General features: G+C 60.3%; 13 protein-coding genes. 7 read left to right on the top strand and 6 right to left on the bottom strand.

What is annotated here, in order from left to right; all coding sequences use genetic code 11:
- Positions 1 to 56: 56 nt before the first annotated feature.
- The 4 genes from AC3Y64_RS27850 to aspA form a co-directional block, all read right to left on the bottom strand.
- Positions 57 to 1,052 carry an AraC family transcriptional regulator gene (locus AC3Y64_RS27850; protein ID WP_489985918.1) on the bottom strand — a complete coding sequence of 332 codons (996 nt, stop codon included), beginning with the start codon at positions 1,050 to 1,052 and terminating at the stop codon, positions 57 to 59.
- A 166-nt stretch (positions 1,053 to 1,218) separates the two neighbouring features.
- Entirely contained in the window at positions 1,219 to 2,223 is a 1,005-nt protein-coding gene (locus tag AC3Y64_RS27845; RefSeq protein WP_489985917.1) for an asparaginase, read from the bottom strand.
- Positions 2,224 to 2,393: 170 nt separating this feature from the next.
- Positions 2,394 to 3,842 (bottom strand): alanine/glycine:cation symporter family protein, encoded by a 1,449-nt coding sequence (locus AC3Y64_RS27840; RefSeq protein WP_489985916.1) that lies wholly within the window; start codon positions 3,840 to 3,842, stop codon positions 2,394 to 2,396.
- A 498-nt stretch (positions 3,843 to 4,340) separates the two neighbouring features.
- On the bottom strand, positions 4,341 to 5,765 hold the full coding sequence (aspA, locus tag AC3Y64_RS27835) for an aspartate ammonia-lyase (protein ID WP_122592899.1): 1,425 nt from the start codon (positions 5,763 to 5,765) through the stop codon (positions 4,341 to 4,343).
- A 180-nt stretch (positions 5,766 to 5,945) separates the two neighbouring features.
- On the opposite strand from aspA, the gene AC3Y64_RS27830 reads away from it, so the two are divergent.
- The 5 genes from AC3Y64_RS27830 (at position 5,946) to AC3Y64_RS27810 (ending at position 9,766) form a co-directional block, all read left to right on the top strand.
- The gene (locus AC3Y64_RS27830; RefSeq protein WP_158958423.1) at positions 5,946 to 6,863 is read left to right on the top strand and encodes a LysR substrate-binding domain-containing protein; all 918 of its coding nucleotides are present in this window, start codon (positions 5,946 to 5,948) and stop codon (positions 6,861 to 6,863) included.
- Between the two features lie 332 nt (positions 6,864 to 7,195).
- Positions 7,196 to 7,687: a 5-(carboxyamino)imidazole ribonucleotide mutase gene (purE, locus tag AC3Y64_RS27825; protein ID WP_489985915.1), complete on the top strand. Its 492-nt coding sequence runs from the start codon at positions 7,196 to 7,198 to the stop codon at positions 7,685 to 7,687.
- A gap of 10 nt (positions 7,688 to 7,697) precedes the next feature.
- Positions 7,698 to 8,780: a 5-(carboxyamino)imidazole ribonucleotide synthase gene (locus tag AC3Y64_RS27820; RefSeq protein ID WP_489985914.1), complete on the top strand. Its 1,083-nt coding sequence runs from the start codon at positions 7,698 to 7,700 to the stop codon at positions 8,778 to 8,780.
- 110 nt (positions 8,781 to 8,890) lie between these two features.
- The gene (locus tag AC3Y64_RS27815; RefSeq protein ID WP_007920223.1) at positions 8,891 to 9,136 is read left to right on the top strand and encodes a GlsB/YeaQ/YmgE family stress response membrane protein; all 246 of its coding nucleotides are present in this window, start codon (positions 8,891 to 8,893) and stop codon (positions 9,134 to 9,136) included.
- Between the two features lie 93 nt (positions 9,137 to 9,229).
- On the top strand, positions 9,230 to 9,766 hold the full coding sequence (locus AC3Y64_RS27810) for a DUF3299 domain-containing protein (RefSeq protein ID WP_007920225.1): 537 nt from the start codon (positions 9,230 to 9,232) through the stop codon (positions 9,764 to 9,766).
- A 125-nt stretch (positions 9,767 to 9,891) separates the two neighbouring features.
- Here the strand turns inward: AC3Y64_RS27810 and AC3Y64_RS27805 are convergent, their stop codons facing one another.
- Positions 9,892 to 10,791, bottom strand: a complete 900-nt coding sequence (locus AC3Y64_RS27805) for a D-hexose-6-phosphate mutarotase (RefSeq protein ID WP_489985913.1) — start codon at positions 10,789 to 10,791, stop codon at positions 9,892 to 9,894.
- 58 nt (positions 10,792 to 10,849) lie between these two features.
- Complete coding sequence (locus tag AC3Y64_RS27800) at positions 10,850 to 11,254, bottom strand: acyl-CoA thioesterase (RefSeq protein ID WP_003229628.1); 405 nt, start codon at positions 11,252 to 11,254, stop codon at positions 10,850 to 10,852.
- A gap of 376 nt (positions 11,255 to 11,630) precedes the next feature.
- Between AC3Y64_RS27800 and AC3Y64_RS27795 the strand changes: the two genes are divergently transcribed.
- Together AC3Y64_RS27795 and AC3Y64_RS27790 are read left to right on the top strand one after the other, a co-directional pair.
- Positions 11,631 to 12,929: an MFS transporter gene (locus tag AC3Y64_RS27795; RefSeq protein ID WP_007920239.1), complete on the top strand. Its 1,299-nt coding sequence runs from the start codon at positions 11,631 to 11,633 to the stop codon at positions 12,927 to 12,929.
- Positions 12,930 to 13,169: 240 nt separating this feature from the next.
- Positions 13,170 to 14,171, top strand: a complete 1,002-nt coding sequence (locus tag AC3Y64_RS27790) for a phosphate ABC transporter substrate-binding protein PstS (protein WP_123454734.1) — start codon at positions 13,170 to 13,172, stop codon at positions 14,169 to 14,171.
- Positions 14,172 to 14,417 lie beyond the last annotated feature (246 nt).

The raw sequence follows: 14,417 nt of genomic DNA, 5'->3' as shown, positions 1-14,417 counted from the left end.
TCAATAGCAGCTATGCCGACGCCATCGCTGGCAAGCCAGCTCCCACAAAGGATCTTTTAGTGTGGGCGGAATTGACTGGGGGCGACGCCGCTCCAGCGCACGAAAGCATGACGAAAACTCGCGGTCTCGCTAAAACCCAGCGTTTCCGCGATGCGGTAGATCGGCAACTGATCCTCACACAACATCTGCTTGGCCCGATCAAAGCGCAGTTCGTCGAGCAGTTCCTGATAGCTGCTGCCCATGTCCTTCAGGTGTCGGCGCAAGGTGCGCGGCGAGCAGTTCATCTGCTGTGCCAGTCCCTCCAGCCCCGGAGCGGCGTTGAGCTGAGCGCTGAGCAATTGGCGGATTCGCCCGAGCCAGGCCTGACGCCCGGTGAACTCCAGATTCTGCTTGCGGCAGCGCTCGGCCATGGCTTGGTGGGTAATGGCATCCGCCAACGGCAGCGGCTGATCGAGCCAGCGGCGGGCGAAGGCGAACGCGTTGTCCTTGGCGACGAAGTGCAGCGGTGAGCTGAAGTGTTCGGCATAGCTGTCGCGATACTCCGGCGCGGCGTGTTCGAAGCGTGTGGCAAGCAGCGGCAGCGCATGGCCGAGCAGGTCATCGCAAATGACTTTCAGCGAGACCAGGCAGAACTCGGCATTGAACACCGCCATCGCCGGGCTCTCGCGATAATCCGCCGCGACGAACCAGACGCGCTCGCCATCGTCTTCCAGATTCAGTTCGAAAAGTGTTCCCAACAGCGCCGGATAACGGATCGCCAAGCGCAAAGCGTCACCGAAGGTGGCACAGGTCAGCAGGGCGTAACCGAGGATGCCGTAGCAGGACACGTGCATGCGTCGGCCCAGTTCCAGGCCGATATCGTGCTTGAGCGCGACCGCATTGGCGCAGACCTGCATCTCCTGATTGGTGGTGATGCGCGTGTCGGCGCGGTTCAGATCCGCCGCACTGATGCCGCTGCCGGCCAGCAGCGCCTCGCTCGACAGGCCCTCGGCCTTGAAGGTATTGAGGATCAGCGAGACCGCGTTGAGGGTGGTGAGGTGGGAGTGGAGCATGGGATCTTCCAGCCTTGAGATGGCTGGAACGCAGCAAGTTGCATGCCGTATGAAGATCAAAATGTAGGAGTGAGCCTGCTCGCGATAGCGGACTGTCAGTAAACTCTATGGCGCCTGACAGAACGCTATCGCGAGCAGGCTCACTCCTACAGGGTATTGCGTTGTTTCAGATCAATTCGCCGCAGAGGTCGAGTTCGATCAGCCCCCGCACTTCAGCAGTTTCCAACCCTGCCCCCAGCAACCCATGCAACTTGCCGAACGCCGCTTCACGGGTCATGCCGCCACCGGACAACACGCCGACACCGCGCAAACGGCTGCCCGCTTCATACACATCCAGCTCAACGCCACCTTCATGGCACTGCGTGACCGCAACCACGACTACGCCGTTATCGCGCGCGCGACCGAGGCTGGCGAGAAACTCAGGGTTGTCGCTCGGCCCGGTGCCACTGCCGTAGCACTCCAGCACCAGACCCTGAATGCCGCTGTCGAGCAGACCATCAAGGACTCCAGCGCTAATGCCGGGAAACAGCGGTAGCACGGCAACGTTGGCCAGTTGCTTCGACTGGTTGTAGTTCAGCGACGCTGGAATCGAAGGCGCTTTCACACCGCCGCCCTGACGCTCCAGACGCTTGAACGGATGACGGCCGAAGCTGCGCACTTTCGCGCAACGGGTCGGCGCCAGCAGTTCGCCGTGGAAATACAGGTGCACGCCCGGCGCCAGGCCTTGGCCGAGGGCGACCAGCGCGCCACTGAGGTTTTTCCAGGCATCGCTGTCGGTGACGCCCGCCGGCAACATCGAGCCGGTGAAGCACACGCGAGCGTGCAGGCCGAGTAACTGGAAGCTCATGGCGGCCGCGCTGTAGGCCAGCGTATCGGTGCCGTGCAGGATCAACACACTGTCGCAACCTTGCACATCCACGGCATCGACCACCGCTTCACGCAGTTGCTGCCAATAGGCCGGGGTCATGTTGGCGCTGTCGATCAGCGGCGACATTTCACGGAAGCGCCACTGCGGCACGACGAGTTCAGGCTGGCTGTGCAGATAGTCGCGCATCCGCGCTTCGAAACCGGACGCCGGGGCCAGACCGTTGGCGCTGGCCTGCATGCCGATGGTGCCACCGGTGTAGAGCACCATGACGTGTTGGGCGGCGGGGTAGGAATTGGCAATCATCTGAGGTCTCCACAAGAGATGACATTGTAGGAGTGAGCCTGCTCGCGATAGCGGTCTTTCAGCCAACATAAATGTTGAATGATGAACCGCCATCGCGAGCAGGCTCACTCCTACAGGTTATTGCATCACAATAACTGACGGGCGCAGGGGATGCGCCCGTCATTCACCTGTCAGCGTTGCGCTGCAGGTACGCCTTGCGGCTCGGCTTCGGTCTTGCCGGCAGCAGCAGACGGGTTGGTCGGCCAGGCCTTCAGGTCGAGGTCCAGATCAGCAAATTTGCTCGAATCGAACACAGGCTGTTTGACGCCGGCGCGGCGCTGCCCGTCGTAGTCGCGCATTACGCGCATGCCGACCTTGAACAGCATGGCCAGGGCCACCAGGTTAACGAAGGCCAGGCAGGTCATGGTGATGTCGGCGAAGGCGAACACCGTCGACAGATCCTGCATCGAACCCCAGACCACCAGCGCCAGTACCAAACCACGGAAAACCATCAGCGCAGCGCGGTTACGGGTAAGGAACTGCAGGCTGTTTTCGCCCAGGTAGTAGTTGTAGAGGATGCAGGTGAAGACGAACAGCGACAGCGCGACGCTGACGAACATGCGGCCCCAGTCACCCACAACAGCGGCCAGCGAGTTCTGGGTGAGGACGATGCCGTCACCTTCGAAGCCCGGCGTGTAGAAACCCGACAGCAGGATCAGCAGCGCGGTGCAGGTGCAGATCACGAAGGTGTCGAGGAACACGCTGAAGGCCTGAACCACGCCTTGCGCGCCCGGGTGCTTCACGGCAGCCACGGCGGCAACGTTCGGCGCACTGCCCAGGCCCGCTTCGTTGGCGAACACGCCACGCTTCACGCCCATGACGATGGCGCTGCCGAGCAGGCCGCCAAAGGCCGGATCGAGGCCGAAGGCGCTCTTGAAGATGGTTTCCAGCATGGCTGGCACGTGTTCGATCTGAGTGCCGATCACGTACAGGGTCACGCCGATATAGGCCAGGGTCTTGACCGGTACCAGCAGGTCGGACACCGAAGCGATGCGCTTGATGCCGCCGAGGAAGGTGATGGCCAGCAGCACCGCCAGGATGATCCCGGTGTGTTGTGGGTCGAAGGCAAAGGCGTTCTGCAGCGAGTGGGTCACGGTGTAGGACTGCAGACCAATGAAGGCGAAGCCGTAGGTGACCAGCAACAGAACCGAGAACACCACCGCCATGCCTTTCTTCTTAAGGCCATGCTGGATGTAGTAGGCCGGGCCACCACGGTACAGACCGTCGCCATCGGCGCGCTTATAGACTTGGGCCAGAGTACATTCGAAGAAGCTGCTGGACATGCCGACCAGTGCGGTCACCCACATCCAGAACACTGCACCCGGACCACCGAGGGTTACAGCGATGCCGACACCGGCGATGTTGCCTGCACCGACACGGCCGGCGAGGCTGAGCATCAGGGCCTGAAACGAGCTGAGTTGCCCGGCGCTGCCTTTGAGGCTGTCGCGGAACACCGCGAACATGTGGAAGAAATGACGCAGTTGAACGAAACGCGAGCGAATCGTGAAGTAGCTACCGAGCCCGACAATGAGCACGATCAGTACTTTCCCTGAGAGGAAGTCGTTAATGACTTCGAGCATGGATTTTTCCTCGCTGTTTATTGTGTAAGCAAATGCTGGATGGAAGAAACATCGTGTTACACCGGTGTGCGCGCGGCACGACAGGTGAGGCGAAGGTTTCGTCCCGGTCCATTTCGCGGGTTTGTTATTAGTTCGGGTTTCGCATGGGTTATGGCCTCGTTACCGACGACCGCTCACGCGAAGAGGGGCGGCACTATACCGATCAGTGGCGCGCCCGTCTGCACGGTAGTGGTGCAAGCGACGAAACGAGGCTTTGAAACACCCGACGTTACCGGCGCCGGGCTTTTGTAGGAGTGAGCCTGCTCGCGATGCAGGCGCTGCGGTTTAACAGGTCTACCGCGTCATCGTTCATCGCGAGCAGGCTCACTCCTACAGAAGACGTTTGTCCTTTCAAACAGTTAAAAAAAAGGGCCTGGGGACTAAATCCCCAAGCCCTCAAAAGGTGAGAGGTGTCTAGTCCCTCGACCTGGTGAGCGGTGCTACAAGTAACGTGTCAGTTCAGGCTTTCAGCGGAACCAGACGCGGAGCAATCATGTTTTCCGGGCGCAGGATGTCGGCGAGCATGGCTTCGTCGAGCAGACCTTCTTCGCGCACCAGTTCCAGTACGCCGCGGCCGCTTTCAAGGGCGAGGCCGGCGATACGGGTGGCGTTTTTGTAGCCGATGTACGGGTTCAGTGCGGTGACCAGACCGATCGAGTGCTCGACCAGCTCACGGCAGCGCGCTTCGTTGGCGGTGATGCCGACGATGCAGTGCTCGCGCAGCATGTCCATGGCGCGTTGCAGCAGGCGGATCGAGTCGAAGATCTTGAAGGCGATCAGCGGCTCCATCACGTTCAGCTGCAGTTGGCCGCCTTCGGCTGCCATGGTCAGCGCCAGGTCGTTACCGATCACCTGGAATGCCACCTGGTTAACGGCTTCCGGGATTACCGGGTTGACCTTGCCGGGCATGATCGAGCTGCCTGGCTGACGCGCTGGCAGGTTGATTTCGTTGATGCCGGTACGTGGGCCGCTGGACAGCAGGCGCAGGTCGTTGCAGATCTTCGACAGCTTGACCGCAGTGCGCTTGAGCATGCCGGAGAACAGCACGAAGGCGCCCATGTCGGAAGTCGCTTCGATCAGGTCGGCGGCTGGAACCAGCGGTTGACCGCTGATCAGGGCCAGACGCTGAACAGCCAGCGCTTGATAACGCGGGTCGGCGTTGATGCCGGTACCGATCGCGGTGCCGCCCAGGTTCACTTCAGTCAGCAGTTCCGGGGCCAGCGTCTTCAGACGGGCCAGGTCTTCGCCCATGGTGGTGGCGAATGCACGGAATTCCTGGCCGAGGGTCATCGGCACGGCGTCTTGCAGCTGGGTACGGCCCATTTTCAGGACGTGATCGAATTCTTTGCCCTTGGCCGCGAACGCCTGAATCAGGCTGTCGAGGCTGGCCAGCAGGGTGTCGTGGCCGAGCAGCAGACCCAGGCGGATTGCCGTTGGGTAAGCGTCGTTGGTCGACTGCGCCATGTTGACGTCGTCGTTCGGGTGCAGGAACTGGTACTCGCCTTTCTGGTGACCCATTGCTTCGAGCGCAATGTTGGCGATCACTTCGTTGGCGTTCATGTTGGTGGAAGTACCCGCGCCACCTTGAATCATGTCGACCACGAACTCTTCGTGGAAATCACCGCGGATCAATCGGGCACAGGCTTCGCTGATGGCAGCGTGCTTGGCTTCGCTCAGGTGACCCAACTCGCGGTTGGCGTCAGCAGCGGCCTGTTTGACCATTGCCAGGCCGACAACCAGTTTCGGGTAATGCGAAATCGGAACGCCGGAGAGACGGAAGTTATTCACCGCTCGCAGGGTCTGGATGCCGTAATACGCTTGAGCCGGTACTTCGAGGGCGCCAAGCAGGTCGTTTTCTGTGCGGAAAGATGCAGCGGAGGACATGATAGAAATCATCTCGATATGGACCCGGTCTATGCCGGAACGCTGCGAATGCTAGGCTTGTGGGAAATTTTGGGCCAATGCTGTTAAGCACTGCCCTATGCACATTCGGCATAATGCCCGTGTGACGCCGCGTGTGCGGCAGACGTGTGACCTGTTTTGGTGCGTGTCCGGGAGGACGTGATGAATCTGGAAAGCAAATGGCTCGAGGACTTCAGTGCTCTGGCCGCCACCCGCAGCTTCTCGCAGGCTGCCGAACGGCGCTTCGTGACTCAGCCTGCCTTCAGTCGGCGGATCCGCAGTCTGGAAGCCGCATTGGGGCTGACCTTGGTCAATCGCTCACGCACGCCGATCGAACTGACCGCGGCGGGGCAACTGTTTCTGGTCACCGCGCGCACCGTGGTCGAACAGCTCGGTGAAGTGCTGCGTCATTTGCATCATCTGGAAGGCGGGCAGGGCGAAGTGATGCAAGTCGCTGCCGCTCACTCGCTGGCACTGGGTTTCTTCCCCCGCTGGATCGCGCAGTTGCGTAATGAAGGATTGAACATCGCCACCCGCTTGGTCGCAACCAACGTCGGCGATGCGGTGCATGCACTGCGTGAAGGCGGCTGCGACCTGATGCTGGCGTTCTATGACCCGGACGCGGCGATGCAGATGGACCCGGAGATTTTCCCGTCGTTGCATTTGGGTCAGACCGAGATGCTGCCGGTGTGCGCGGCGGATGCCGAGGGCAAGCCGCTGTTCGATCTGGAAGGCGAGGCGAGTGTGCCGTTGCTGGCGTATAGCGCAGGCGCATTTCTTGGGCGTTCGGTGAATGGCTTGCTGCGCCAGCGTCAGTTGCGCTTCACCACTATTTACGAAACCGCGATGGCCGACAGCCTGAAGAGCATGGCGCTGGAAGGCCTCGGCATTGCCTGGGTGCCGCAGTTGAGTGTGCGCGCCGAGCTGGCTCGCGGCGAGCTGGTGGTGTGCGGTGGCCCGCAATGGCATGTGCCGCTGGAGATTCGCCTCTACCGCTGCGCGCTGGTGCGCAAGGCCAACGTGCGTCTGTTGTGGCGCAAGCTCGAAGGTGGTGCTGCACAAGGTACAACCGGAACCTGAGGTTGATGAAAAACCCTGTGGGAGCTGGCTTGCCAGCGATTGCGGAGGGTCAGTCACCCTCTCTTTTTACTGATGCAACGCCATCGCTGGCAAGCCAGCTCCCACAGGGATCGGGGGGTGTCTCTGCGCTGACCTTCAAGTCAATAAAACCGGGCATTTGCAGCAGATGACAGATGGTCGCGCGGGGGGCTGTTTATTGCTTTCTTTGCGGTATACTGCGCGGCCTTCGGCCGGCACGTCCGGCCATTTTTCGTACAATCAAGCCACGCAACCTGCGTGGCTTGTTGTTTTATGACGCGCCTGCGGGCGCTCCAGAGAGAAGAGGCGCGACGATGAGTGCACTGGTTGGCGTGATCATGGGCTCCAAGTCCGATTGGTCCACCCTTAGCCACACCGCCGATATGCTGGAAAAGCTCGGCATCCCGTACGAGGTCAAGGTGGTTTCTGCCCACCGCACCCCGGATCTGCTGTTCCAGTACGCCGAAGAGGCTGAAAGCCGCGGCATCGAGGTGATTATCGCCGGTGCCGGTGGCGCAGCCCACTTGCCAGGCATGTGTGCGGCCAAGACCCACCTGCCGGTGCTGGGCGTGCCGGTGCAGTCGGCCATGCTCTCGGGCGTCGACTCGCTGCTGTCGATCGTGCAGATGCCCGCCGGCATTCCGGTCGCCACCCTGGCCATCGGCAAGACCGGCGCGATCAACGCCGCGCTGCTCTCGGCGAGCATCCTCGGCGCCAAGCATCCACAGTTCCATGCGGTACTGAAAACCTTCCGTGCCGAGCAGACAGACAGCGTCCTGGACAATCCAGATCCACGTATTGCCTGAGGTTGTTGAGATGAAGATCGGTGTAATCGGTGGCGGCCAGTTGGGTCGCATGTTGGCCTTGGCGGGCACTCCGCTGGGCATGAACTTCGCTTTCCTCGACCCTGCGCCGGACGCCTGTGCGGCCGCGCTCGGCGAACACCTGCGGGCCGATTACGGCGATCAGGATCATCTGCGCCAACTCGCCGATGAAGTCGATCTGGTGACCTTCGAATTCGAAAGCGTCCCGGCCGAAACCGTGGCATTCCTGTCGCAATTCGTCCCGGTCTATCCGAGCGCCGAAGCCCTGCGCATCGCTCGCGACCGCTGGTTCGAAAAGAGCATGTTCAAGGATCTGGGCATCCCGACTCCGGCCTTCGCCGACATTCAATCGCAAGCCGATCTGGATGCTGCCGTGGCTTCGATCGGTCTGCCGGCCGTGCTGAAAACCCGCACCTTGGGTTACGACGGCAAGGGCCAGAAAGTCCTGCGCAAACCGGAAGACGTTGTCGATACCTTCGCCGAACTGGGCAGCGTGTCCTGCCTGCTGGAAGGCTTTGTGCCGTTCACCGGTGAAGTCTCGCTGATCGCCGTGCGTGCTCGCGATGGTGAAACCAAGTTCTATCCGCTGGTGCACAACACCCACGACAGCGGCATTCTCAAGCTGTCGGTGGCCAGCACCGATCACCCGTTGCAGGCGTTGGCCGAAGACTACTCGAGCCGTGTGCTCAAGCAGCTCGACTATGTCGGCGTGATGGCGTTCGAGTTCTTTGAAGTCGACGGTGGCTTGAAAGCCAACGAAATCGCCCCGCGCGTACACAACTCCGGGCACTGGACCACCGAAGGCGCCGAGTGCAGCCAGTTCGAAAACCATCTGCGCGCCGTTGCCGGCCTGCCGCTGGGTTCGACGGCCAAGGTCGGCGAGAGCGCGATGCTCAACTTCATCGGCGTTGTGCCGCCGGTTGAGAAGGTCATCGCCATCGAAGATTGCCATCTGCATCACTACGGCAAAGCCTTCAAGGCCGGGCGCAAGGTCGGCCACGCCAACCTGCGCTGCGCCGACATGGCCACGCTGCAGGCGCAGATCGTCAAGGTCGAAGCGCTGATCGCCGAGTAAAACAGTTTCATGTGGCAGCGGCGGAACCATTCAGGGGCCGCCGTTCTCTCATGGCAGGATGCCAAAGTCTGACTAGGCTTTCGCATATCTACTATTCAGAGGGAAATGCCATGGGAATTATCGGAACCATCTTTATCGGCTTGATCGTCGGCCTGCTGGCTCGGTTCCTGAAACCGGGCGATGACAGCATGGGCTGGATCATGACCATCCTGCTCGGTATCGGCGGTTCGCTGGCGGCCACTTACGGCGGCCAAGCTCTGGGCATCTATCACGCGGGCGAGGGCGCAGGTTTCATCGGCGCACTGGTTGGCGCAATCGTGTTGCTGGTGATCTACGGCCTGATCAAAAAGAACTGATCCAAAGCGACAAAGCCCTCTCTGCCAAAGTGGTCGGGAGGGCTAGAATGCTCGGCGATTCAATGTTCCTTCCTTTTTATACCGAGCACCTTCATGCGCCGTCTTCTGTTGACTCTCCTTTTCCTGGGCAGCGGTTTGGCCCACGCCGGCGAACTGCCGGAAACCGACTGGCTCGAACTGATGCCCAAGTCGGATCAAAAGGCCCTCGAGGCCATGCCTGAAATCGACCACAACTCCCCGGAAGCCACCGGCACCTTCACCGAGAAGGGCGGGATGAAGCAGGCCAAAGGTCTGCCAGCGGTGATGTATTCGACCAAAACCGTGGCATCGATGAACGACAAGCACATTCGCATTGGTGGTTATCCAGTGCCGCTGGAGTCCGACGCCAAGGGCCGCAGCACGCTGTTCTTCCTCGTACCGTATCCGGGCGCGTGCATCCACGTACCGCCACCGCCGCCGAATCAACTGGTGCTGGTGCGTTATCCGAAGGGTTTGAAGCTGGATGATATTTACACGCCGCTGTGGGTGACCGGCACGCTGAAGGTCGAGAAGGTCAGCAATGATCTGGCTGATGCGGCGTATGCGCTGGAAGCGGACAAAGTGCGGGTGGTGCAGGAATCTGATCTCTAATGGCCGCCACAAAACTACTGTAGGAGTGAGCCTGCTCGCGATAGCGTCGTGTCAGCCAATTTAATGGATCTGACAAACCGCTATCGCGAGCAGGCTCACTCCTACAATTGGTTTTGCGGTGTTGCTTAGAGCGGTTTGCTGGCGACACTGACGCCCATGGTGTGGCTAGCACCCGGTGCGAGATTGACCACGTCATCCATCACGTTCGCCGTCTCGATGCACAGCATGCGTTGCCAGCCATCGTTGTCCATGTCGGCCAATGCAGCGGCGCGGTCAATCCACGGATTCCAGATCACCGCCGTGCGCGAGCCGGTGGCGGTCAGCACGATGCGCCGCTCCCACGCCGGATCGACAATGCTCAGCTGCGGCGGAGCGTCGAGGTAGATGCGGTCAGTCTCACCGGCAAACTGCAGATCACCTTGCTGACTGTTGGTTTTCCAGTCATCGAGCGTCTCGATGTAATTCAAGCCATCCACGCCATCGACGTGCACATTACGCACATCACTGACCGCGAAATAGGTGTGCAGTGCCTGGCTCAGGCTGACGGTGTAACTGCCACGGTTATGGCTGGTCAGGCTGAAGCTCAGTTGCTCGGACAAATGAAGGGTCAGGGTCAGATCGACCTGATGCGGCCAGCCCGGCAAGCCACCTTCGGGGTAGGGCAGTTTGAACTCGACCTTGATGCCGTCAGCCTCTGATTCGATGCCGCCCAGCTCCCAATCCATCGCCCGCACCAGACCGTGCGCGGGTGCCGGTTGCTCACCGGTGTACATGGCCTGCACGCTCTGCGGGTTGCGTTCGAACTTGCCGAACCACGGCCAGCACACCGGCACGCCGGCGCGGATGCTCTTGCCTGTCTTGAAATCGGCCTTGTCGTTGAGCCAGATGATCGGCGGCTGGCCATCGATCTGATAACTGAGGATGTGCGCGCCTTGCTGGGCCACCAGCACTTCGGCCTGACCGTGGCGGATGCGCCAGCAGTTCAGTTCGTCCAGTTTCACTGCTTCAACGTTGGGCGTGTTCATGGGACAGCTCTCGATCAGACACTTGGGACGATTATCGACCGCAAAACGGCCGCGAGGTTTAACGCGCGCGTGGCGGAACCGAGCGAGTGCGGCCGCTGCCGTCGATGGCGACGAAGACAAAAACCGCTTCGGTCACTTTACGCCACTCGCTGGACAGCGGATCGTCGCTCCACACTTCGACCATCATCTGGATCGAGCTGCGGCCGATTTCCAGGGTCTGGGTATAAAAGGACAATTGCGCGCCGACAGCGACAGGGACGAGGAACGCCATGCGGTCGATGGCCACGGTCGCGACACGGCCACCGGCCACGCGGCTGGCCATTGCGGTGCCGGCCAAATCCATCTGCGCCACCAGCCAGCCGCCGAAAATATCGCCAAAGCCGTTGGTTTCGCGTGGGAGTGCGGTGATTTGCAGGGCCAGGTCGCCTTGCGGGATCGGATCTTCTTGTTCGAGCTCTATCATGCCGGGGGTGCCTCTGACCCGTGACTCTTGTTGGTATTGCTGGTGGTAGCCGTCTTCAGGAAAAACGATTCAGCACCGAACATACTACGTTCGTCACGTTTTCCATAAGGCAACTAAAGGAGAAACTCTGCGAAACCGGCTAATCCCGAGCAAAGGCCGGGCCAACGACGTTTTCGCACAGCAACCCCCTACAAACCGGAGCAGGTTGCGAGTATATCGGTCGGTAGACTCCGCGACGACCATCCGGTTCTCATTTCGACCGTCAAATACGCGCCTCTATGTGCTTTTTCGAACAATTTGCTATGGTGCCGAACCTGCCCAAGCCACCGCCAGCGTTGTTGTGGCGGCAGATCCGACTATAAGAGAAGCCCTTGCCATGACCACAGCGCCTTCGAGCCTCGCGCAGCCCGAGCAACCCGCACGACCGTTGACCCGCAATGACTACAAGACTCTGTCGCTGTCCGCCCTTGGCGGCGCGCTGGAATTCTACGATTTCATCATCTTCGTCTTCTTCGCTACCGTGGTCGGCAAGTTGTTCTTCCCGGCCGACATGCCCGAGTGGCTGCGCCTGATGCAGACCTTCGGCATCTTTGCCGCCGGCTATCTTGCGCGGCCGTTGGGCGGCATCGTCATGGCGCACTTCGGCGATCTGCTGGGGCGCAAGAAGATGTTCACCCTGAGCATTTTCATGATGGCCGTGCCGACCCTGATCATGGGCCTGCTACCAACGTACGCGCAGATCGGCATGTGGGCGCCGATCCTGCTGCTACTGATGCGCGTCATCCAGGGCGCAGCGATTGGCGGGGAAGTGCCGGGTGCGTGGGTCTTCGTTTCCGAACACGTCCCGCAAAAGCATATGGGTTACGCCTGCGGCACCCTCACCAGTGGCCTGACCGCCGGCATTCTGCTCGGTTCGCTGGTCGCCACCGCGATCAACAGCATTTATACGCCTGCCGAAGTTTCCGATTACGCCTGGCGGATCCCGTTCCTGCTCGGTGGTGTGTTCGGTCTGTTCTCGGTCTACCTGCGCCGCTGGCTGCACGAGACCCCGGTGTTCGCCGAGCTGCAACTGCGTAAAGCCTTGGCTGAAGAAGTCCCGCTGCGCGCCGTGCTGCGTGATCATCGCGGGGCGATTGCGATCTCGATGCTGCTGACCTGGCTGCTTTCCGCTGGCATCGTCGTGGTCATCCTGATGACGCCGACCGTGCTGCAAACGGTCTATCACTTCACGCCGACGGAGTCGCTGCAGTCGAACAGTCTGGCGATCGTGTTCCTGAGCATCGGCTGCATCATCTCCGGCGCACTGGCGGATCGCTTTGGCGCCGGGCGCGTGTTTGTGTTCGGTTGCCTGGGCTTGCTCATCAGCTCTTGGACCTTCTATCACAGCCTCGCCGATCACCCGAACTGGCTGTTCCCGCTGTACGCGTTAACCGGTTTTCTGGTCGGCACCATCGGTGCGGTGCCGTATGTGATGGTTAAGGCGTTCCCGCCGGTGGTGCGGTTTAGCGGGCTGTCGTTCTCGTACAACGTGGCGTACGCGATCTTCGGTGGCCTGACGCCGATGGTGGTCAGCCTGTTGCTGAAAGAAAGCGCGATGGGGCCTGCCTACTATGTGGCGGTGCTGTGCGCGATGGGAATTCTGGTGGGGGCGTGGCTTTGGAAGAAGGGGCGCTGATTTTCTCTTTCGCCTGATCGTTCCCACGCTCCGCGTGGGAATGCATCCTGTGACGCTCCGCGTCACCTCTCAAATGCGGACGCAGAGCGTCCATGGCGGCGTTCCCACGCAGAGCGTGGGAACGATCTGTCGCGACATGCTGGCCTTTCATCCAATTGTCATATTTCAGCCATAGAGTGTTCACACGGCCTGCTGATACTTGGCCCCGACTTAACACACCCTATCTGCTAGGAGTAAGGCATGAAACTGAAGCGTTTGATGGCGGCAATGACTTTTGTCGCTGCTGGCGTTGCGACTGCCAACGCGGTTGCCGCTGTTGACCCTGCTATCCCGAGCTACACCAAGACCACTGGTGTGTCGGGCAACCTGTCCAGCGTCGGCTCCGATACCCTGGCCAACCTCATGACCCTCTGGGCTGAGAACTACAAAAAAGAATACCCGAACGTAAACATCCAGATTCAGGCCGCTGGCTCCGCCACTGCGCCACCTGCGCTGACTGAAGGCACCTCCAACCTGGGCCCGATGAGCCGCAAGATGAAGGACACCGAACTGGCTGCTTTCGAGCAGAAGTACGGCTACAAGCCAACCGCTATCCCGGTTGCCGTGGACGCCCTGGCGGTGTTCGTGCACAAGGACAACCCGATCCAGCACCTGACCATGGAACAGGTTGATGCGATCTTCTCGTCGACCCGTCTGTGCGGCGCCAAAGCCGACGTTAAAACCTGGGGCGACCTGGGCGTGACCGGTGACCTGGCCAACAAGCCGGTTCAGCTGTTTGGTCGTAACTCGGTATCCGGCACCTACGGCTACTTCAAAGAAGAAGCCCTGTGCAAAGGCGACTACAAGCCAAACGTCAACGAACAACCAGGTTCGGCGTCGGTTGTGCAGTCGATCAGCTCCTCGCTGAACGGCATCGGTTACTCGGGCATCGGTTACAAGACCGCTAGCGTGAAAACCGTGGCTCTGGCCAAGAAGGGCGGCACTGACTTCATCGAAGACACCGAAGAAAACGCCCTGAACGGCAAGTACCCGCTGTCGCGCTTCCTCTACGTTTACGTCAACAAAGCTCCGAACAAGCCTCTGGCTCCGCTGGAAGCTGAGTTCGTGAAACTGGTGCTGTCGAAACAGGGCCAGGAAGTTGTGGTGAAAGACGGCTACATCCCACTGCCAGCCAAGGTTGCTGCAAAAGCACTGGCTGACCTGGGTCTGCAAGAAGGCGGCGCTGAAGTCGCAAAGAAGTAACAAATTGAGTCCGGGGTGAACCCCGCCGGACTCAGGTAAAAGGCCGGATCTGCTTGCAGGCCGGCCTTTTCCACACCTCAAATTTTTGATCCTCTGCCAGCCCTGCTGGCGGTGGATTTGCTGCGTCACTGCATTGTCATCTTTCTGTCATACAGGATCGCTAGGGTGAGCGCATGAATGATCTGGCCAATTCCCACATGACTACTAATCCTCCCAAGCGCATTGATTTCAATACGCCTGAGTTGC

This window comes from Pseudomonas sp. 4CAES_32.4 (assembly GCF_058136335.1).
Note: the sequence above shows the minus strand (reverse complement) of the source record. Positions and strands in the feature narration are given on the sequence as shown.

Coding starts and splice junctions, on each gene's coding strand:
- AC3Y64_RS27850 (WP_489985918.1), bottom strand. CDS start 1,052: ATGCTCCACTCCCACCTCACCACCCTCAACGCGGTCTCGCTGATCCTC.
- AC3Y64_RS27845 (WP_489985917.1), bottom strand. CDS start 2,223: ATGATTGCCAATTCCTACCCCGCCGCCCAACACGTCATGGTGCTCTAC.
- AC3Y64_RS27840 (WP_489985916.1), bottom strand. CDS start 3,842: ATGCTCGAAGTCATTAACGACTTCCTCTCAGGGAAAGTACTGATCGTG.
- aspA (WP_122592899.1), bottom strand. CDS start 5,765: ATGTCCTCCGCTGCATCTTTCCGCACAGAAAACGACCTGCTTGGCGCC.
- AC3Y64_RS27830 (WP_158958423.1), top strand. CDS start 5,946: ATGAATCTGGAAAGCAAATGGCTCGAGGACTTCAGTGCTCTGGCCGCC.
- purE (WP_489985915.1), top strand. CDS start 7,196: ATGAGTGCACTGGTTGGCGTGATCATGGGCTCCAAGTCCGATTGGTCC.
- AC3Y64_RS27820 (WP_489985914.1), top strand. CDS start 7,698: ATGAAGATCGGTGTAATCGGTGGCGGCCAGTTGGGTCGCATGTTGGCC.
- AC3Y64_RS27815 (WP_007920223.1), top strand. CDS start 8,891: ATGGGAATTATCGGAACCATCTTTATCGGCTTGATCGTCGGCCTGCTG.
- AC3Y64_RS27810 (WP_007920225.1), top strand. CDS start 9,230: ATGCGCCGTCTTCTGTTGACTCTCCTTTTCCTGGGCAGCGGTTTGGCC.
- AC3Y64_RS27805 (WP_489985913.1), bottom strand. CDS start 10,791: ATGAACACGCCCAACGTTGAAGCAGTGAAACTGGACGAACTGAACTGC.
- AC3Y64_RS27800 (WP_003229628.1), bottom strand. CDS start 11,254: ATGATAGAGCTCGAACAAGAAGATCCGATCCCGCAAGGCGACCTGGCC.
- AC3Y64_RS27795 (WP_007920239.1), top strand. CDS start 11,631: ATGACCACAGCGCCTTCGAGCCTCGCGCAGCCCGAGCAACCCGCACGA.
- AC3Y64_RS27790 (WP_123454734.1), top strand. CDS start 13,170: ATGAAACTGAAGCGTTTGATGGCGGCAATGACTTTTGTCGCTGCTGGC.